Origin of the sequence: Pusillimonas sp. NJUB218 (assembly GCF_003788685.1) — a bacterium.
In the GTDB taxonomy this organism is placed as follows: Bacteria; Pseudomonadota; Gammaproteobacteria; order Burkholderiales; family Burkholderiaceae_B; genus Neopusillimonas.
The window spans coordinates 1-18,797 of record NZ_NQMK01000010.1 but is presented as its reverse complement, the minus strand read 5'-3'; the positions used below and the strand labels follow the sequence as shown (position 1 = coordinate 18,797).

23 protein-coding genes and 2 pseudogenes are annotated in these 18,797 nt (G+C 61.9%); 13 read left to right on the top strand and 12 right to left on the bottom strand.

The window, feature by feature from the left end; genetic code table 11:
* Positions 1–4 precede the first annotated feature (4 nt).
* A complete protein-coding gene (locus tag CHR62_RS12660) occupies positions 5–985 on the bottom strand; it encodes a hypothetical protein (protein WP_022579755.1) in 981 nt (326 codons plus the stop codon).
* A 91-nt stretch (positions 986–1,076) separates the two neighbouring features.
* Between CHR62_RS12660 and CHR62_RS12655 the strand changes: the two genes are divergently transcribed.
* From CHR62_RS12655 to repC, 3 genes are read left to right on the top strand one after another with little or no spacing between them, the layout of a single operon-like run.
* Positions 1,077–1,310 carry a hypothetical protein gene (locus CHR62_RS12655; RefSeq protein ID WP_022579754.1) on the top strand — a complete coding sequence of 78 codons (234 nt, stop codon included), beginning with the start codon at positions 1,077–1,079 and terminating at the stop codon, positions 1,308–1,310.
* Positions 1,311–1,313: 3 nt separating this feature from the next.
* The gene (locus CHR62_RS12650; protein ID WP_022579753.1) at positions 1,314–2,189 is read left to right on the top strand and encodes a helicase RepA family protein; all 876 of its coding nucleotides are present in this window, start codon (positions 1,314–1,316) and stop codon (positions 2,187–2,189) included.
* Positions 2,179–3,048: a replication protein C, IncQ-type gene (repC, locus tag CHR62_RS12645; protein WP_031754834.1), complete on the top strand. Its 870-nt coding sequence runs from the start codon at positions 2,179–2,181 to the stop codon at positions 3,046–3,048. The genes CHR62_RS12650 and repC overlap by 11 nt, the downstream gene beginning before the upstream one ends.
* A 320-nt stretch (positions 3,049–3,368) precedes the next feature.
* On the opposite strand, the gene CHR62_RS15715 is transcribed toward repC, so the two are convergent.
* A complete protein-coding gene (locus tag CHR62_RS15715) occupies positions 3,369–3,539 on the bottom strand; it encodes a hypothetical protein (protein WP_185756018.1) in 171 nt (56 codons plus the stop codon).
* A 240-nt stretch (positions 3,540–3,779) separates the two neighbouring features.
* Here CHR62_RS15715 and CHR62_RS12640 point away from each other — a divergent pair, with 240 nt between their 5' ends.
* The 7 genes from CHR62_RS12640 (at position 3,780) to CHR62_RS12610 (ending at position 8,239) form a co-directional block, all read left to right on the top strand.
* Positions 3,780–4,058, top strand: coding sequence for a TraK family protein (locus tag CHR62_RS12640; RefSeq protein ID WP_022579751.1), 279 nt, complete (start codon positions 3,780–3,782; stop codon positions 4,056–4,058).
* Between the two features lie 319 nt (positions 4,059–4,377).
* Complete coding sequence (gene traJ / locus CHR62_RS12635) at positions 4,378–4,749, top strand: conjugal transfer transcriptional regulator TraJ (RefSeq protein WP_022579750.1); 372 nt, start codon at positions 4,378–4,380, stop codon at positions 4,747–4,749.
* A 265-nt stretch (positions 4,750–5,014) separates the two neighbouring features.
* Positions 5,015–5,800 carry a P-type conjugative transfer protein TrbJ gene (gene trbJ, locus CHR62_RS12630; RefSeq protein WP_022579749.1) on the top strand — a complete coding sequence of 262 codons (786 nt, stop codon included), beginning with the start codon at positions 5,015–5,017 and terminating at the stop codon, positions 5,798–5,800.
* A 15-nt stretch (positions 5,801–5,815) separates the two neighbouring features.
* Positions 5,816–6,085: an entry exclusion lipoprotein TrbK gene (gene trbK, locus CHR62_RS12625; protein WP_022579748.1), complete on the top strand. Its 270-nt coding sequence runs from the start codon at positions 5,816–5,818 to the stop codon at positions 6,083–6,085.
* Positions 6,082–7,671, top strand: coding sequence for a P-type conjugative transfer protein TrbL (gene trbL / locus CHR62_RS12620; protein ID WP_022579747.1), 1,590 nt, complete (start codon positions 6,082–6,084; stop codon positions 7,669–7,671). The genes trbK and trbL overlap by 4 nt, the downstream gene beginning before the upstream one ends.
* Positions 7,672–7,673: 2 nt before the next feature.
* The gene (locus tag CHR62_RS12615) at positions 7,674–7,946 is read left to right on the top strand and encodes a hypothetical protein (RefSeq protein ID WP_022579746.1); all 273 of its coding nucleotides are present in this window, start codon (positions 7,674–7,676) and stop codon (positions 7,944–7,946) included.
* A gap of 62 nt (positions 7,947–8,008) precedes the next feature.
* The gene (locus CHR62_RS12610; RefSeq protein ID WP_000212713.1) at positions 8,009–8,239 is read left to right on the top strand and encodes a type I toxin-antitoxin system ptaRNA1 family toxin; all 231 of its coding nucleotides are present in this window, start codon (positions 8,009–8,011) and stop codon (positions 8,237–8,239) included.
* A 244-nt stretch (positions 8,240–8,483) separates the two neighbouring features.
* Here the strand turns inward: CHR62_RS12610 and CHR62_RS15845 are convergent, their stop codons facing one another.
* From CHR62_RS15845 to merT, 7 genes are all read right to left on the bottom strand, one after another.
* Positions 8,484–8,789: a transcriptional regulator gene (locus CHR62_RS15845; protein WP_223276974.1), complete on the bottom strand. Its 306-nt coding sequence runs from the start codon at positions 8,787–8,789 to the stop codon at positions 8,484–8,486.
* Between the two features lie 413 nt (positions 8,790–9,202).
* Positions 9,203–9,421, bottom strand: a complete 219-nt coding sequence (gene merE, locus CHR62_RS12595) for a broad-spectrum mercury transporter MerE (RefSeq protein WP_022579744.1) — start codon at positions 9,419–9,421, stop codon at positions 9,203–9,205.
* On the bottom strand, positions 9,418–9,783 hold the full coding sequence (gene merD / locus CHR62_RS12590) for a mercury resistance co-regulator MerD (RefSeq protein WP_022579743.1): 366 nt from the start codon (positions 9,781–9,783) through the stop codon (positions 9,418–9,420). The genes merE and merD overlap by 4 nt, the downstream gene beginning before the upstream one ends.
* A 111-nt stretch (positions 9,784–9,894) precedes the next feature.
* Positions 9,895–10,533, bottom strand: coding sequence for an organomercurial lyase MerB (gene merB, locus CHR62_RS12585; protein WP_000761850.1), 639 nt, complete (start codon positions 10,531–10,533; stop codon positions 9,895–9,897).
* 14 nt (positions 10,534–10,547) lie between these two features.
* A complete protein-coding gene (merA, locus tag CHR62_RS12580; protein WP_031294484.1) occupies positions 10,548–12,236 on the bottom strand; it encodes a mercury(II) reductase in 1,689 nt (562 codons plus the stop codon).
* Positions 12,237–12,246: 10 nt separating this feature from the next.
* A complete protein-coding gene (gene merP, locus CHR62_RS12575; protein WP_022579741.1) occupies positions 12,247–12,525 on the bottom strand; it encodes a mercury resistance system periplasmic binding protein MerP in 279 nt (92 codons plus the stop codon).
* Between the two features lie 13 nt (positions 12,526–12,538).
* Entirely contained in the window at positions 12,539–12,889 is a 351-nt protein-coding gene (merT, locus tag CHR62_RS12570) for a mercuric ion transporter MerT (protein ID WP_022579740.1), read from the bottom strand.
* 71 nt (positions 12,890–12,960) lie between these two features.
* Here merT and CHR62_RS12565 point away from each other — a divergent pair.
* Positions 12,961–13,086 (top strand): annotated as a pseudogene (locus CHR62_RS12565) (MerR family DNA-binding transcriptional regulator); the annotation flags it as partial.
* Between the two features lie 102 nt (positions 13,087–13,188).
* On the opposite strand, the gene CHR62_RS12560 reads toward CHR62_RS12565, so the two are convergent.
* The 3 genes from CHR62_RS12560 to CHR62_RS12550 all read right to left on the bottom strand — a co-directional run bounded on the left by CHR62_RS12560 (position 13,189) and on the right by CHR62_RS12550 (position 15,508).
* Entirely contained in the window at positions 13,189–14,025 is an 837-nt protein-coding gene (locus tag CHR62_RS12560) for an aminoglycoside O-phosphotransferase APH(6)-Id (protein ID WP_000480968.1), read from the bottom strand.
* Positions 14,025–14,828, bottom strand: a complete 804-nt coding sequence (gene aph(3'')-Ib, locus CHR62_RS12555; RefSeq protein WP_001082319.1) for an aminoglycoside O-phosphotransferase APH(3'')-Ib — start codon at positions 14,826–14,828, stop codon at positions 14,025–14,027. The genes CHR62_RS12560 and aph(3'')-Ib overlap by 1 nt, the downstream gene beginning before the upstream one ends.
* Positions 14,829–14,893: 65 nt before the next feature.
* On the bottom strand, positions 14,894–15,508 hold the full coding sequence (locus CHR62_RS12550; RefSeq protein WP_000904906.1) for a recombinase family protein: 615 nt from the start codon (positions 15,506–15,508) through the stop codon (positions 14,894–14,896).
* Between the two features lie 125 nt (positions 15,509–15,633).
* Here CHR62_RS12550 and CHR62_RS12545 point away from each other — a divergent pair, with 125 nt between their 5' ends.
* Together CHR62_RS12545 and CHR62_RS12540 are read left to right on the top strand one after the other, a co-directional pair.
* Positions 15,634–18,519: a Tn3 family transposase gene (locus CHR62_RS12545; protein WP_001138082.1), complete on the top strand. Its 2,886-nt coding sequence runs from the start codon at positions 15,634–15,636 to the stop codon at positions 18,517–18,519.
* A 15-nt stretch (positions 18,520–18,534) separates the two neighbouring features.
* Positions 18,535–18,797 (top strand): annotated as a pseudogene (locus CHR62_RS12540) (transposase); the annotation flags it as partial.

Genomic DNA, 18,797 nt, shown 5'->3' with positions numbered 1-18,797 from the left:
TTGGTCAATTAGGTTGACGCCGTGAGCGCGGCTTTGTACTCAAGCGGAACATTGCGGGGATCGCCGCCAGCGCCTTCGATACCGCTTGGCGCTCGATGCCGAGCTTTCGCGCAATCTCCGACTGATTGAGTCCAGACCACTGGAGCATCAGCATCTGCTTTTTGCGATCCGATAGCTTCGAGTCCACCATCAGCCGTGCTTGATTGCGCAGCTCTGCCTTGTCCGCCGGCTGTAAGGTTTGGCCCGCGACATAGTGGAAGAAGTAGCTGTCAACCAGTTGATCGCCCGATTTCACTTGGGCAGTGGCCGGCTTCGCGCATTGCTGGTTGAGTCTCGCCAGTTCGAGGTCGAATTGCGCGAGGGATCGCCTTGCTTGTCTGTAGACAGGGTTCCATGCGCCGCTCGGCAATTTAGGCCGGTGATCCAGGCAATACAGGCTGCTTAGTCGAAGCTTTTCCTCTGGATCGTCCGCCTTCGGATCATCGCTCCCGCCGGCGAATGAGGTCAGCTCGGCGAGTGATCCGCAGAACCGGCAGAACCCCTGGAGGCGTTCGCCATTCAGTCGGGTGTCGCGCACCTTCGACTTCACCGGCCGTTTGCAGGCGCAGTCCCATACAAGCCCAATCAACGATTCGAGTGTCGCAACAAACCGCCGATCTCTTGGCGTCTGCCTATCCTCCGTTTTGATGAACTGGCGCAGCAACTGCCGCTGCATGCGAACCATCGCATCAAGTCCAACCAGTCGAATGATCCCGCTGAGGCCCACCCCTGTCCCTGCTCCGGGGATATGGCCCAAGTAGCGTTGTGGCAGCGTCGCCGTGTACGCAGCCACGGCGGGGTCAATGAGTTCCTGTATCAGCCCAACGATGGGGTAGCGCCGCGAGGAGGCGGAATACGGCCGCCAGCGATCCTCAAACTGCTCGATGGCTTCCGAGACAGTGGGATCGCAGCCTTCCCAGATGACAATGGTTGGATCGTTCTTCATGTCAACCATTTTGGACAACTAATAAGATGTAGGCAACCCCCAATAGCGCCTAACCTTCGTTGCAATTCAGTTGATAACGGAGGTTTACGCAATGACGATAGAAGACACGCTGCTGCAACGCTTTGGCCCGCTGCTGAGCATGGCGCAGCTCGCCTCTGTCCTGGATCGATCGCCTGATGGATTGCGGATCAGCCTGCGCGCGACGAACGAGTGGACGCAGCGGATCAACAAGGCTCGGTTGAAGATCGGCCGGCGGGTCTACTTCCGAACCTCGCAGATCGCCGAGGCATTGAGCGACGAGTCCCTGTACGGAACGGGGAACTGAGTCATGGCGATTGATGTACTGGCGGCGTTCGAGCATGAACCGCCGGTGCTGGACTTCATATGGCCGGGCTTCCTCGCGGGAACCGTCGGCGCGCTCGTCGCCCCAGGGGCCACTGGCAAGAGCTTCTGGGCGCTGGAAGCGGCCATGAGCATCGCATGCAGCGTGGCCGGCGGCGACCTCGTGGGACTTGCTCCCGCGCACACCGGGCGCGTGGTCTATCTGGCCGGGGAAGACCCACCGCCCGCGCTTGTGCGGCGCATTCATGCCATCGGCCAGCACCTCGGGCACGCGGCTCGTCAAGCCATCGCGGAGAACCTCGCGCTTGAGCCGATCATGGGCAAGCGCCTGGACATCATGAAAAAGGCCCACTTGCGCCGCGTTATTGAGGACGGTGCCGGGGCGCGGCTGATCGTGCTGGACACCCTGAGCCGCATTCACACTCTCGATGAGAACAGCAACGGCAACATGGCCCACCTCGTGGCCGTACTGGAGCACGTTGCTGCCACCACGGGTGCATCCGTGCTCTACCTGCACCACGTCAGCAAGGGCAGCGCCCGCGAAGGGCAGACCGACCAGCAGCAGGCCGCGCGTGGCGCGTCCGCGCTGATCGACAACGCCAGGTGGTGCGGTTACGTCGCCCGCATGACCGAGGACGAGGCGAAGCGCCTCAGCGACCGCGCCCATGACCGGCAGCCCATCGGCGATGAGCGGCGCGGCTACTTCGTGCGTTTCGGCGTCAGCAAGCAGAACTACGACGCCACGCCGCTTGATCGCTGGTACATGCGGCACGCCGGCGGCGTGCTGGTGCCGGTGGAGCTGTATGAGGCCAGCAGGAATGAGGAAAGACGTGATGGTCGGAGGCGAGGCGATGGCTTTTGACCTCACCCATGCCAGGCACGATCCAATGCACTGCTTGGTCCCCGGCTTGTTCCGCAGTCTCAAGCGCGGCGAACGGAAGAGGCTCAAGCTCGATGTGACGTATCACTACGCCGAAAATGAACAAGCGCGGTTCGTCGGCTTCGAGCCTCTTGGTGCTGATGACATGCGGCTGCTGCAAGGTCTTGTGGCTCTTGGAGGACCGAAGGGCATCATCCTGACGCCAGAGCCAACAGCGGACTTGCCGAAGCAACTCCGTCTATTCCTTGAGCCGAAGTTCGACGCGGTAGGGCAGGATGCGCTGGTCGTGAGAGAGAGTATGACCAGCCTGCTAGGCGAAATCGGCTTGACCGATGGCGGCGACAATATCAGGGCGATCAAGGCGAGCTTGCTGCGCATGGCAAACGTGACGGTGGTAGTCAGCAAGGGAAGCAGGCAAAGGTCTTTTCACCTGATGAGCTACGCCTTCAATGAGGAGGACGGGCGGTTGTTCGTCGCGCTGAATCCCCAGATTGCGGAGGCGATTCTTGGGAGGCGCCCGTATACCCGCATCGAGATGGCCGAGGTGCGGGCGCTACAAACCGACCCGGCCCGCCTGATTCACCAACGGCTATGCGGCTGGATCGATCCCGGCAAAGCCGGGCGCGTGGAACTCGATACCCTTTCTGGCTACGTCTGGCCGGACGAGGCGAACGCCGAGGCCATGAAGAAGCGCCGCCAGAAGGCCCGCAAGGCTCTGGCCGAGCTTGCCACCGTGGGCTGGAAGGTCAGCGAGTATGCGGCAGGGAAGTGGGAAATTGGCAGGCCGAAGCCCGTAGTAACGTTCCCCAAACTCCGTAGCAATGTTCCCCTTCACCCGTAGCAACGTTCCCCGTCTCAAACCGGAAAACACAGCAACGGCGCGGGCTTGCGGCTAGTTCGCAAATTCCATCCATGATCTTCCAAGATCATCCACTAGGCGCGGTGCTTGCCGCCGCCCTTTAGGGCGACGCCAAGCCCTTGCCGCTTGCCGATGGTCGGCCTTCGGCCGTTGAGTTGTACGCCAGAAGGGGGGGCAGCTCCGGGCGGTTCTTTTAGCGGCTAAAACGCTGCGCCCCTCAAGTGTCAATAGGCAGGTGTTGTATGTTGTATGTTGTATGTTGTAGCGCGCTACAACATACAACAGTTCAAATCCATTCCCGGTCACGTCATGAGGCCGGCCCTTCTTTCGCGCACACGTCGAGCTGCAGCATCGCCATTTCCGGCGAGGCTGGCCATGTCCGGGCCACGGTCGACCATCGCCACATCCGACGATGCACCGAGGGCCCCATCGTCAGTTCCGACGATGGCGGCCGCCGGCGCTCGAGCTCGCATCGCCGCCTCTGACGATGTGATCCACTCTTTGACACTTGAGGGGCCGAGCGGCGGGGGATTCTCTCGGCCTCCCTCTTGGCGTTCAACCTTCCGTGCCGAATGGGCTGCCATCCCTATTTCGATGCGCGTGCCAGTGTCATCGGCTCCATGTCAACCGTTTCGGCCAATTATTGGAATGTTGTGTAGGCGGGCACTCCGTAACCTTCGGAGTAGTTCAGTTGATAACGGAGGTTTACGGACATGGCGACGACAGAAAGCAGCTATCCAGACGAGCTGGCCGCACGGCTCGCTCATCAGCAGCAGACCTCGCAGATAAAGCGCAGGGACTACCTGGCCGCTTTCATGGCGGCGCGCGCGGACGTGAAGGAAGCGATGGAGGCCGGCTACGCGCTCAAGATCATCTGGGAGCACATGCGCGAGATTGGGCGAATCCCTTTCCGCTATGAGACGTTCCTGAAATACGTTCGCCAGCACATCACCAATGCGCCGCCTGGCTCCACGGGTCAGGGCACGAAGTGAGCAAAGTCCCATGCTCAATCGCTGCAAGCGCATGGCTGAAACGCTGTTACCGGCCTCTTGGATCGCTGCAAGCACACGGACGTTGGCAATTTCCGTTGGTTTTCTCGCTGCTGGCGCGCTGTTGCGAAGCAATGGTGCGGTTACAGCGCGAAATTCGATGAGTCATACGAGACAAAAACAACGCCGTAAGGCGGGCAGGATGTGTGAAGTAGGCCCACCGGCAAGCCGGTTGTCCTTCTTCACTGTCCCTTATTCGCGCGGGGCGCTCAACGGGCATCCTGCTCTGCGAGGCTGCCGGCTACCGCCGGTTGGAGGACAAATGGGCGACGAGAATCGAATCACCAGGAAGGGCAGCCCACCGATCAAGGTGTACTGCCTTCCAGAAGAACGCGAACTGATTGAGGCGAACGCCAAGATGGCGGGAATCAGCATGGCGCGCTACCTGCGCGACGTAGGCCAGGGCTACCAGGTCAGGGGTGTCATGGACTATCACTATGTGCGCGAGTTGGTGCGAGTGAATGGCGACCTTGGCCGGCTGGGCGGATTGCTCAAGCTATGGCTGACCGACGATCCGCGCACAGCCCGGTTCGGCGATGCCACGATCCTTGCCCTGCTGGGTCGGATCGAGGCCACCCAGGACGAAATGAGCCGGCTCATGAAGTCGGTGGTGCAGCCGAGGGCCGAACCTTGAGAGTTTTAGCAGCTAAATTACCGTGTGCTGCACGCGACACAAGCCCCTTCCAGGCCGCCAGCCTGGGCGTTATCAACTCTTGGGAGAACGCATAAGGCCAGGGACACCCCGTAAGGGCCGAGAACAGAATCACCGAAGCCCGGGCCTCAGTGCCAAGGGCGATACCGATTAGCTAGTGGCGTAGCTCTTCGATGAAACCTTGCCGTGGGCAAGCGCGAGCTTGGTCAAGGCATTGCCTTTCTTTCATCGAATGGAGATTGCGACCATGAAGCACGTCCGTTTTTTAGCGGCTAAAACCGCGCTCGCCGCCGCTCTGGCCGGCAGCATCATCATCACCCCGGCGCAGGCAGGCATCCCCGTCATCGACGGCGGCAACCTGGTGCAAAACGTCATGACGGCCATCGAGTCGGTGGCGCAGACGCTCAAGCAGATCGAGCAGTACCAGACCCAGTTGCAGCAGTACGAAAACATGCTGCAAAACACAATGGCCCCGGCCGCGTATATCTGGGATCAGGCGCAGTCCACCATCAACGGATTGATGGCCGCCACCGACACGCTGAACTACTACCGGAATCAGCTCGGCAGCGTCGATGCGTACCTGGGCAAGTTCCAGGATGTGGCCTACTACCGTGGTTCGCCGTGCTTCTCGGCCGCCGGGTGCTCGGATGCCGAGCGCGCCGCGATGGAGCAAAACCGCAGCCTGGCGAGCGAGAGTCAGAAGAAGGCGAACGACGCGCTTTTCAAGGGCCTGGAGCAACAGCAGCGCAACCTTTCCGCCGATGCTCGCCAGCTCGAACGGCTCCAGTCCGCCGCGCAGGGCGCGACCGGGCAGATGCAGGCCATCGGCTACGCCAACCAGCTCGCCGCCAACCAGGCAAACCAGCTCCTGCAAATCCGTGGCCTGCTGATCGCACAGCAGAACGCCGCGACCGCCAGGATGCAGGCGCAGGCCGACGTAGAGGCGCAACAGCAGGCCGCCGGCGCGACTTCCAGGGAATCCAGGATCGAGCGCACGGCCAACCCAAGAAACTGGCTCGAACTGACCCGCTGACGGAGGCCCTGCACCATGAAGAATACGATGCTGCTTGCCGGCCTCGTGGTGGTGCTGGTGGCTGGTTGCGACAACAAGCCAGCCATCCCGCCCATGCCCGAGGTCAATGACACCAATTGCCAGATTGAGGCGATCACGAAGATCGAGGATAGGGCCACGCGCGAGAAATTCGCCGGGCTGTGCTCGCGCCGGTCGCCGGCCGCCGGCGGCATCGCGCCGACCGAGAAGCCCATGAACTGGCTCGAACTGGCCGACCCGAAAGACCAGAAGGAGGCGAAGCCATGAAAGCACTGCACAAGGCGGCGCTGATCGGCGTCGCCCTCGCGCTTTACTCCACCGCCGCGTCGGCCCAGCTCACCAACCAAGGGATGCTTGACCAGGTGGTGACGGAGTTCGCCACGCGGGCCACGTCCTGGCAGACGGTGGTGATGAATGCCGCGATGTTCCTGTTCTGGACGCTGGGCACGATCTCGCTGGTTTTCACGTTCGGCTTCATGGCGCTGCGCAAGGCCGACATTGGCGAGTTCTTCGCCGAGTTCATCAGGTTCATCCTGTTCTTCGGCTTCTTCCTCTGGCTGTTGCGCTATGGCCCGACCTTCGCCAACTCGATCATCCAGTCACTGGCCCGGCTTGGTGAGCAGGCGTCTGGGGTGGCGTCGGTGACACCCTCGGGCATCGTGGATATTGGCTTCATGATCTTGAAGCAGGCATTCAGGAACTCGTCGATCTGGTCGCCCGTGGATAGCTTCATCGGTGTGGCCTTGAGCGTCGGCATCCTGATCCTGCTGGCCGTTGTCGCCGTGAATATGTTGCTGCTTCTCGTGTCAGGCTGGCTGCTGATGTACGCCGGTATCTTCTTCCTTGGCTTCGGCGGCTCGCGTTGGACGTCAGACATGGCGATCAACTACTACAAGACCGTGCTGGGCGTGGCCGTGCAGATCATGACGATGGTGCTCCTGGTCGGCATCGGGAACGACCTGCTTTCCAGCTTCTACGCCAGGATGAACACCGGCACCCTGAACTTTGAAGAGCTGGGCGTGATGCTCGTTTTCTGCGTGGCGTTGCTCATGCTGGTCAATCGCGTGCCCCCGCTTGTCGCCGGCATCATCACCGGCTCGGGTATCGGTGGCGCTGGTGGCATCGGCAACTTCGGTGCAGGTGCCGCCATCGGTGCGGCTATGGGCGCGGCGAGCATGGCCGCCGGAGCGGCAAGCGTGGCTGGCGCGGCCGTGATGGGCGGTGCAGCCTCGGCCGCCGGCGGCATGTCGGCGATTAAAGCAGCGTTCGAGAAAGCAGGGGCCAGCGCCGGTGGCGAATCGGGCGGAATGCCCATGTTTGGTGGTGGTGCTGGCGGTGATTCCGATGCTGGATCGTTCGCGCAGGCGGCGGGCTTTGGTGGCGGCGGTTCCAGTGCCGGCACAAGTACGCCGCTCGGCCAGGCGGCCGGCTTCTATAACTCGGGAAGCTCCAGCAGTTCGGGCAGCAGCGGCCAGAGCAAGGTGGCACAGCAGACCAGCCACGCCGACAGCTCGGGCAGCGGTTCCAGCTCGAAGGCCAGCAGCGACGCCGGCAGCTCGAAGGCCGGCCAAGGTGCGGGCAGCCTTCTCGCGGCGACGGCTGCGAACCTGGCGCATGGCATTGGCGACGTTGCGAAGGCCAAGGCGGCCAGCATCCGCGACGCCGCTGCCGAACGCATCGCCGACACCACTGGCGGAAAGATCGCCGCCGCGATCCGGGCGAGCAGCCAGACAGACCAGGCGGCCGAGGATGTGCCCAGCTTCGGCGGCAACAGCCTGGCAGGGGCCGATTCGGCTGCTGCTGATCCTGATGATGAAGTGGCCACGTTCGCCAACCGCGACAAGGAGGTATGACGATGACGCCGAGAGGATTTTTCGATTGCCTGGACCTTGCCGCTACCGAGCAGCGCCAGGCACAGGCGGTTGAGGTTGAGCCGGTCGACGATCAATCGACTGATGCAGACCCCGCGGCAGAAGTTGCGGCCTTTGTTGATCGACCCGCCTCGCCCGTCATTGAGGCCACCAAGCCGGCGGCCAGGTCGGGCGGCAACGCCAGCAGCTACGGCAGCAGCGCGAGAAGCACGCCGCTGGCCGAGGCCGCCGGCTTCTACGGCACCGGCAGCCGATAAGCGCGCCGGCCGGCGTGGGGCCGGCCGACACTTCCACAACCCACCTGTTAGAGAGGTGAATCATGGCAACCCTGAATCCTACCAATGCAACGCAGGCCGTTCATCATGCAGCCGTGCAGCTCGCCGCGCTCGACTGGCTCGACCAGGACGCAGCGCGGCAGCTAGGGCCGCTCGCCGAGGCCGTCGCCAATGCCTTCATGGTCGTCTTCTACCAGGCCGAGACGGGCCGGGCGACGCCTGCTGACTTCCGCGAGGCCCTGGAGGCGGTGCGGCAGTCACTCCGTGCCGCGTAGGCACGCGCACCAGGAACAGCAAGGGCGGCCAGTGGCCGCCCTTGTCGTTTCCGGGCCTGCATCGTCATAGCCGGCGATGTGCGCCGGCGTGCTCGAGCATCGCCAGATCGGACCATGACGGCCGCTCTGGCTTTTCCCCTTGGCGTGGATCTCGCATCGTCATTTCCGGCGATGAGATCCCCGCGCACCAAGTCGCGCACATGGTGCTGCAGCACCGTCAGGAATGGCGATGCTGGCCAGCTCCCTACTCGATGCCGTGCATGACTTTGGCCCGCGCTGCAACTGCGCGGGCGTGCTCGACATAGGCCTGGTCGCCGGTGGCCTCGGCTTCGGCCAGGAACGCGGCCACGGTCTCGGTGCTGGTCAGCCATTTGGCCGGGTCAAACGGTGTCAGCATTTCACGGCCAGCAGCCTTCGTCATCTGGCGAAGTGCAATCAGTAGCTCGCCCTTGTCGCCATCCTCAAGGATGCTGTTCAGCAGTTCCACGGCATAGGCCGGGTCTTTGCGGAACGTTTCGACCATCGCGTCGTCATGTAGGCGTGCGCGCACCTGGTCAGCTTCCAAGGCATCACAGGCCGGCCACTCGCGACCAACGGCCGGCGCATCTACCCATTCGCGTTGTTCCGGCGGCAGTGGATATCCGCCGGCGGCTTCGGCCTCGGCCAGCAGCTCGGCCAGGGTGTAACGCACCTGGTCAGGCGTGGCGGCGCGGGCCGGGTCGGCCTTCAAGGCGTCATAGGCGGGGCCTGCCTTCTCATACAGCCAGTTTTCAAGGCTCTTCGGTTCGGTCATTCTTATCCCCTATTGTCAGGTCTACGCGCAGGCCGGTGCGGCTATCTGCAATCGCTTCGTCGGGTTCCTTCCTGCCCATGATGACTCCTTTGTGCGGGGATTGCTGTATTGTTTGCTAGCAGTGGCTTTCTGAGCAATCTCAAGGAAATCATCCGTCAATCTGGCAGTGCTCATGATCTTTCCCTGAACGCCCGCAGCGCCCGCGACAGGGACAGCAGGAACAAGCCGGTCAAACCGAGCGCCGCGATGACCCAATGCTCGCCGAGGAACGCGCCGGCGGTCGTACCGGCCAGCACGACGGCGAGGATGGGCAGGTGGCAGGGGCAGGTCAGCACAGCCAGTCCGCCCCACAGGTAGCCGGTAATGGGCTTGCGCTCGGGGCCGTTCATGGCAACGCCCCTTCCTGCCGGGCGACCTCGGCACGCAGCGCGCTCAACTGCACCTCCAGGCCCGCAAGCGCCCGCTGTCGCCGTTCGACGAGTTGGCGCAGCTCGGTGAGCCACACCGCCGCTTCACCCGCATCCGGCGCATCGAGCGCCCGGCACAGCCGGGTCAGCACGTCCAGGCCGACCCCCGCCTCGAAGGCGGCCCGCACGAAGCACAGTCGCTGCAAGGCGGCGTCATCGAACAGGCCGTAGCCACCCGTGGTGCAGGCGACTGGCCGCAGCAATCCGCGCAGCAGGTAGTCGCGCACGATATGCACGCTCACCCCGGCATCAAGGGCCAGCCGGGACACCGTGTAGGCGTTCATCGAACACCTCCTTTTGGTCGGTTCACGGCAATGCATATACCGTTTCGCCGAGTTCAATCCGCGCGCTGCGAATCCGATGCCGGTGCCGTAGAACATTGGGTCGATATCCGATCACGGTGTCCTAGATGACATGGTCTGCAACAGATGTCGATTAAACTCCTGGCCCAAGCCGAAAGCCTCGTGGACACTGACGATCGCCAATCCTTCCAATCCTTGATGCTTGGAGGCCCAGTCTTCCGCCGTCGGGACAGATGCAAAGAAATGTACATGGCAACAGAAGGACTGACGAACGTCGGCTGCTTCCTGCGGCAATACCAAGGACACCGCCATGCCGGCAGGTTCGACAGCCTGTATCTCGCTGGGTGAAACCGTGAGTGAAACGGGTGCTCCGGTTGCAGCGCAATGCGATGAGACGCGAGCTGTACGGCCGATCAGCGCCGGAAATATCAAGGTGTCCAGCGCGCACCAGGCATACAGACGGCGGTCGTCAATTTCAAAGACATACGAAGTCTCGCGCAAGGTGAGGCCGTAGCCGATGATGTTCCCATCTTTGTCATATTCGGTACTGGTGGCCTGTTCGAGTACGGCGGCCACTCGCTCAGCGGGCCAGTCGAGAATCCCGGCAAGTGTCGTTCGTGAAACCGGACGCCCCTTGGCGAGTTCCCGCAGTAGCGGGACCAAGAGATCCGCAGTACCATTGGTACGATTGACCGAAGTGAGACGTTCTAAAATATATGGGGCGAGCTTCATGGTTCCATCTCCTTTCATCCTGCGCAGCAGGACAATTGTTTGACATCCTTGGTGAAGGTCTGCGCCGCGAGCTTCAGCCCCTCGACCATCGTCAGGTAGGGGAACAACTGGTCAGCCAGTTCCTGTACGGTCATGCGGTTACGGATCGCGAGCACCGCCGTCTGGATCAGCTCGCCCGCTTCCGGGGCCACTGCCTGTACCCCAATGAGTCGTCCGCTACCTTCCTCGATTACCAGCTTGATAAAGCCGCGTGTGTCGAAGTTGGCGAGCGCACGCGGCACGTTATCCAGTGTTAGCAGGCGGCTGTCGGTCTCGATCCCGTCGTGGTGCGCTTCCGCCTCGCTGTAGCCCACAGTGGCGACCTGCGGATCGGTGAACACCACCGCCGGCATCGCGGTCAGATTGAGCGTAGCGTCTCCGCCGGTCATGTTGATGGCCGCACGGGTGCCGGCGGCCGCTGCCACATAGACGAATTGCGGCTGGTCAGTGCAGTCTCCTGCGGCATAAATGTGTGGCGTACTGGTGCGCATGCCCTTGTCAATGACGATGGCTCCCTGCGCATTGACGGCGACACCCGCCGCTTCCAGCGCCAAGCTGCGCGTGTTCGGCGTGCGGCCGGTAGCGACCAGCAACTTGTCGGCGCGCACTTCGCCGTGCCCTGTGGTCAGCACGAATTCGCCGTCCGCATAGGCGACCTGGCTGGCTTGCGTGTGTTCCAGAACCTTGATTCCTTCGGCACGAAAGGCGGCTGTGACGGCCTCACCGATGGCCGGGTCTTCGCGGAAGAACAGTGTGCTGCGCGCCAGGATCGTGACCTGGCTGCCCAGCCGGGCGAAGGCTTGCGCCAGTTCCAGCGCCACCACCGACGATCCGATCACGGCTAGGCGTTCGGGAATGGTGTCACTCACTAGGGCCTCGGTAGATGTCCAGTACGGCGTGCCTTTCAAACCAGTGATGGGCGGAATGGCCGGACTGGCACCAGTGGCGACCAGGCAGCGATCGAACACCACGACGCGCTCGCCGCCATCGTTCAAACGGACGGTAAGGCTTTGGTCATCCTTGAAACGCGCTTCACCATGCAGAACGGTGATGGCCGGGTTGCCATCCAGGATGCCTTCATACTTGGCGTGGCGCAGCTCATCGACGCGCGCCTGCTGCTGGGCCAGTAGTTTGCTGCGGTTAATCGCCGGCACAGTAGCCGCGATGCCATCGTCGAACGGACTTTCACGGCGCAGATGCGCAATGTGGGCGGCACGGATCATGATCTTGGACGGTACGCAGCCGATGTTGACGCAGGTGCCGCCGATAGTACCGCGCTCGATCAGCGTGACTTTCGCGCCTTGCTCGACGGCCTTCAAGGCCGCCGCCATCGCCGCGCCGCCGCTGCCGATCACGGCCACGTGCAGCGCCGGCTCGCCGCCTTCATGCTTCGTGTCGCCACCGAGCCAGCCCAGCGCCTTATCCAACAGGCCGGTAGGCTTGTTCGGCGTGTCGGCGAGCCGTGCGCGGTAGCCGAGCGCGGCCACTGCGGCTACCAGAGGGGGCAAGTTCACGCCCGCGTCCGCCTCGATTTCGGCCTGCCGCTGCGCATAGGACACCGAGGCCGAGCGCACGCCGGGCACGTTTTTCAGGGCCTGCTGGACGTGCTCGGCGCACGACGTGCAGGTCATGCCTTCGATGTGAAGGGTGATCGCTTCGGCCATGACAGTGCCCTCACTGCTTGACGCTGGAGGGGTAGCCCGCGTTTGCGGTGGCCTTGGTCAAGGCGTCGGCATTGGTCTTCGCGTCGTCGAAGGTGACGACGGCTTCCCGCTTCTCGTAACTGACCTCGGCCTTTTGCACGCCGTCCACCTTGGTGAGTGCCTTCTTTACTGTGATCGGGCACGCGGCGCAGGTCATGCCGGGCACCGACAGGGTAACGGTCTTGGTGGCGGCCCAGGCGGGCGTGCTCAGGGCGGCGGCCAGGGCGATCAGGGTGGCGAGTTTCTTCATGGCAATTCTCCTTTCAATAGAACAGCGGCAGGATGTAGGGGAAAGCGAGGGCAACCAGAACCAGGGCGGCCACGACCCAGAAAATCACCTTGTAGGCCGTCCGCACTTGGGGCACGGCGCAGACGTCGCCCGGCTTGCAGGCATGGGCCGGTCGGAAGATGCTGCGCCAGGCGAAGAACAGCGCGACGAGTGCCGCGCCGATGAAGATCGGCCGGTACGGCTCCAGCACGGTCAGGTTGCCGATCCACGCGCCCGAGAAGCCGAGCGCGACCAGGACGAGGGGGCCGAGGCAACAGGCCGAGGCGAGGACGGCCGCGATGCCGCCGGTCGCCAGTGCGCCGCGGCCGTTCTTGGGTTCCGACATAAGGTTCTCCTTCCGGGACTTCGCTTGATGCTGTAACGTTACTTCCGTAGTCAACTACGGAGTCAAGCACCATGGAGAACGCTCAAGAGAATCTGACCATCGGGGCCTTCGCCAAGGCCGCCGGGGTGAACGTGGAGACGATCCGCTTCTATCAGCTCAAGGGCCTACTGCCCCAGCCGGAGCGGCCCTACGGGGGGTCGTTTGCGGGAGAGGGCGAAATCCTACGCTAAGGCTTTGGCCAACGATATTCTCCGGTAAGATTGATGTGTTCCCAGGGGATAGGAGAAGTCGCTTGATATCTAGTATGACGTCTGTCGCACCTGCTTGATCGCGGCCGCGATAGCTAGATCGCGTTGCTCCTCTTCTCCATCCGCGTTCCAAGCTGCGGAAAGGCACCCATAAGCGTACGCCTGGTCGAGCAGGCGACGCGGATCGACGTCCAGCGCACGAGAGAATGCGTCCGCCATCTGTGCAATGCGTCTAGGATCGAGACAAAGGTCGTCTCTGTCAGCCGGATCGTAGAACATATTGGCGGCGCCAAAGCCCACTTCACCGACCAGACCGACGGGATCTATCACCAGCCAGCCGCGACTGGAGAACATGATGTTTTCATGATGCAGATCGCCATGTAGCCCACGCAGTTCCGAGGCATTGCTCATCATTTGATCGGCTATAATCGCCGCGTGGACGTAGTCAGTTTGACAACCTGCGTTTTGATCATCGCGCGCCCGCTGAAACAAAGCTGCAAAGCGATCCCGGATCGGGAGAAGGGCAGAAGGCAGGGGTTCCTCAGATGCGGCATACAGCTTCGCCATTAGTTCCGCTGCAATTTCGGTCGCCTGGTAGTCGCCGTGCTCGGCAACGATGTGAGAGAGCATTCGCTCCCCGGCATATTCGAGCAACATCAGATTGTTCTCACGACCGAGCAACCGGACTGCTCCCCTCCCATTGCGCCATACCAGATAGTCGGCCCCGCGCAGTTCATCAGCAATGTCTTCTATAGGTTTCAATCCCTTGACGATTGCAGGAGTCCCGTCTGGCAATGAAACTTTCCAAACGAGGCTGGAAAAGGTGTCCGCAATGAGAACAGGTTGCGAAACGTGCCAATGAGCAGGAAAAACAGGCGGCATGAACATCAACCCCAAGTCAGAGGGTCCAATCGCAGATAGAAGGCAAGGCGTTCGCGGTCGGGGGCTTCGATCCCCAATACATTGAATAGGACAGCGAAGGCGCGCTCTGCTTCATCTGGCGCTGCCCAGTTCTCTTCGGCGTTAGCAATCATGAGTGCCAAATCGGCATAGCGATCTGCTGTTCCGAGCCGCCCAAGGTCGATCAGACCCGTGCATTGAAGAGTTTTAGGGTCCACCATGAAGTTCGGCATGCAGGGATCACCATGGCAAACAACCATATCGGTGCGCTCTTGGTCGAGCCGCACCGGTAGCTCTCGTTCGACACGAGCCAAAAGATCGAGCTGCGGCGTACTCTTGTCCTCGTCCGGTAAGAAGTCGGGATTGACGGCATTGCGGGACACCACATCAACGGCGCGTCCGAACATTCGCGACAGCCTGCGCTCAAACGGACATTGATCAACCGATAGGCTGTGAACAGCGCCAAGTTGCTGCCCCATTGACGGCCACGCTTTGAGCAAATCCGCTCCAGACAGATCAGCCGCCGGTACTCCCGGAATTGCCGTTATCACCAAGCATGCACCCTCCTGTTCCTCCTGCCAGTTGATCACCTCGGGGCAAGCCACACCTCGACCTTTGAGCCAAATGAGGCGGTCACGCTCTCCAGCGAGCTCACCGCGGCGGGAAGCAGGTGCGATTTTCGCGAAGGCATGCCCGTCACCACGTCGAAAAACAAAATCACCAGATTCTCCGCCTCTGACAGGCAACCAGTCAGAATGCGATTCACCAAAAAAAATATTAGTTCGATTCAATGGAGGTTCCTTCAGTTTTCTGATGAAGCGCGGAGGTGGCTCAACCTGCGAAAAGAAACGAGTTGCTACGTAAGTCCGAGAACATGCTTTCCATGGTCTCTGAGCTCGCCTTTGGGACCGACATATCGGTAGAGAGTGACGCGCTCGATGCCGAGTTCCTTGCAGAGATCGGAAACTGAAGTATCGCGCTGGGCCATGGCGGCTTGCGCGAGACGCACCTGAGCTTTGGTGAGCGCGAATTTTCGTCCGCCCTTGCGACCGCGCGCTCTCGCGGAGGCGAGACCCGCCATGGTGCGCTCTCGGATCAGATCCCGCTCGAACTCGGCCAAGGTGGCGAAGATTCCGAACACCATGCGACCGGACGCAGTCGTGGTGTCGATCTGAGCGCCCTTTCCAGTCAGAACCCGCAGGCCGATCTTGCGGTCTGACAGCTCCTTCACCGTGTTGACCAGATGGGCAAGCGATCGTCCGAGGCGATCGAGCTTCCAGACCACCAGCACATCGCCGTCACGCAATGACTTGAGGCAGGCAGTCAAGCCAGGGCGATCATCACGACCGCCGGAAGCAAGATCATCATAGATATTGTCCCGTTCGACACCTGCGGCGCGCAAGGCGTCGTGCTGCAGGTCGAGAGACTGCGAGCCATCGGCTTTGGAGACGCGGGCATATCCGATCAGCATGTATCACAAACGTTGGTTTGAGGCGGCGCTTCGGCCACGATTGCATTGACCTCTGGAAATGTATCTCAACCAGCTTCATAAACAAAGCGTCTTGAACGCTATCAGATTTTGAAAAAGGAACATGTATGCCGCGTCGCGTCACTCTAACCGATCGGCAGAAAGACGCGCTGTTGCGCTTGCCGACTTCACAGACGGATTTGCTCAAGCACTATACGCTGAGTGATGAAGACCTTGGGCATATCAGGCTGCGTCGGCGCGCTCACAACAGGTTCGGCTTCGCCCTGCAATTGTGTGTCCTGCGCTATCCCGGCCGGGTGCTGGCTCCAGGCGAACTGATCCCTGCAGAGGTCATCGAATTTATCGGAGCGCAGCTTGGCCTGGGTGCCGACGATCTCGTAGACTATGCTGCCCGCGAGGAAACACGGCACGAGCATCTTGCCGAGTTACGGGGGCTCTACGGCTTCCGCACCTTCTCCGGACGTGGTGCGAGCGAGCTGAAGGAATGGTTGTTCCGAGAAGCCGAGATGGCGGTGTCGAACGAGGATATCGCCCGTCGCTTCGTAGCCGAGTGCCGACGCACCCGCACTGTCCTTCCCGCGACATCCACGATCGAGCGGCTTTGTGCCGCGGCTCTCGTCGATGCCGAGCGACGCATCGAGACGAGGATCGCCAGTCGGCTGCCTATGTCGATCCGAGAACAGTTGCTGGCATTGCTCGAGGAGACGGCTGATGATCGGGTGACCCGTTTTGTGTGGCTGCGCCAGTTCGAGCCTGGCTCGAACTCTTCGTCGGCCAACCGGCTGCTCGACCGGCTCGAATATCTGCAACGCATCGATCTCCCCGAGGATCTGCTTGCCGGCGTTCCTGCCCATCGGGTGACTCGTCTGCGCAGGCAGGGTGAACGGTATTATGCCGACGGCATGCGCGATCTCCCGGAGGACAGGCGGCTTGCGATCTTGGCTGTTTGCGTCTCGGAATGGCAGGCGATGTTGGCCGACGCAGTGGTCGAAACCCACGACCGGATCGTCGGCCGTCTCTACCGTGCTTCGGAGCGTATTTGCCATGCAAAGGTCGCAGACGAAGCGGGGGTGGTGCGTGACACCCTGAAATCCTTCGCCGAGATCGGGGGCGCCCTGGTCGATGCACAGGATGATGGCCAGCCGCTGGGCGATGTCATCGCGAGTGGGTCAGGGTGGGACGGCTTAAAAACCCTTGTTGCAATGGCAACCAGGCTGACCGCCACCATGGCCGACGATCCGCTCAATCATGTGCTCGACGGTTATCACCGCTTCCGCCGATACGCTCCACGCATGTTGCGCCTGCTCGATCTGCGAGCTGCGCCCGTTGCACTGCCGCTTCTGGAAGCGGTGACGGCCCTTCGTACCGGTTTGAACGATGCCGCGATGACCAGCTTCTTGCGGCCCAGCTCGAAATGGCATCGCCACCTTCGGGCCCAGAGGGCTGGCGACGCTCGCCTATGGGAGATCGCGGTGCTGTTCCATCTGCGCGATGCGTTCCGCTCCGGAGATGTCTGGCTTACTAGGTCCCGGCGCTATGGCGATCTGAAACACGCACTCGTTCCGGCACAATCCATCGCGGAAGGCGGTCGTCTCGCTGTGCCATTGCGGCCGGAGGAATGGCTGGCAGACCGGCAAGCTCGCCTCGACATGCGGTTGCGCGAGCTTGGCCGTGCCGCTCGCGCAGGCACGATCCCGGGCGGGTCGATTGAAAACGGCGTTCTGCATATCGAGAAACTCGAAGCCGCCGCGCCGACAGGCGCCGAAGATCTGGTGCTCGATCTCTACAAGCAGATCCCGCCCACGCGCATCACCGATCTCCTGCTGGAGGTGGATGCGGCGACCGGCTTCACCGAAGCGTTCACCCATCTGCGCACAGGAGCACCCTGCGCTGACCGGATCGGGCTAATGAACGTTATCTTGGCGGAAGGGATCAACCTCGGCTTGCGCAAAATGGCGGATGCGACAAACACCCACACCTTCTGGGAATTGATCCGCATTGGACGGTGGCATGTCGAGGGCGAAGCCTATGACCGGGCGCTGGCCATGGTGGTCGAGGCACAGGCAGCGTTACCCATGGCCCGGTTCTGGGGCATGGGCACGTCGGCTTCGAGCGACGGACAGTTCTTCGTCGCTACAGAGCAAGGTGAGGCCATGAACCTGGTCAACGCGAAATATGGCAATACCCCGGGCCTGAAAGCCTATAGCCACGTCTCCGACCAATATGCGCCGTTCGCAACCCAGGTGATTCCTGCAACGGCAAGCGAAGCGCCTTACATCCTCGATGGCCTGCTGATGAACGATGCTGGACGCCATATCCGCGAGCAGTTCACCGACACGGGCGGCTTCACCGATCACGTCTTTGCCGCATGTGCCATTCTCGGCTACCGGTTCGCTCCGCGCATCCGCGACCTGCCATCCAAACGGCTCTACGCGTTCAATCCGTCGGCCGCCCCGGCGCACCTGCGAGCGTTGATCGGCGGAAAGGTCAACCAAGCCATGATCGAGCGCAATTGGCCCGACATCCTGCGCATCGCCGCCACCATTGCTGCCGGGACCGTCGCGCCAAGCCAGATTCTGCGGAAACTCGCCTCCTATCCGCGGCAGAACGAGCTCGCGACAGCCCTGCGGGAAGTCGGTCGCGTCGAGCGCACCCTGTTCATGATCGACTGGATTCTGGATGCCGAACTCCAACGGCGTGCCCAGATCGGGCTCAACAAAGGCGAAGCTCATCATGCGCTGAAGCGGGCAATCAGCTTCCACCGCCGCGGTGAAATCCGCGACCGTTCCGCCGAAGGCCAGCATTACCGCATCGCCGGCATGAATCTGCTCGCCGCCATCATCATCTTCTGGAACACCATGAAGCTCGGCGAGGTCGTTGCAAACCAGAAACGCGATGGAAAGCTGCTATCGCCCGATCTCTTGGCCCATGTTTCGCCGCTCGGATGGGAACACATCAATCTCACCGGAGAATATCGCTGGCCAAAGCCTTAGCGTAGGATTCCGCCCCCTCCCGCAAACGACCCCGGTGACGGGATTGGCAAGGTAGCCGGGTCCAGCCTGCACGCCGGCGTGGCGGCCAGGGCCGATGAACGCAAGAAGCTCGAACGGCTGTGCCGGTACATCAGCCGTCCGGCGGTATCCGAGAAGCGGCTGTCGTTAACACGAGGCGGCAACGTGCGCTACCAGCTCAAGACGCCGTACCGGGACGGCACCACGCACGTCATTTTCGAACCATTGGATTTCATTGCAAGGCTGGCCGCCCTGGTACC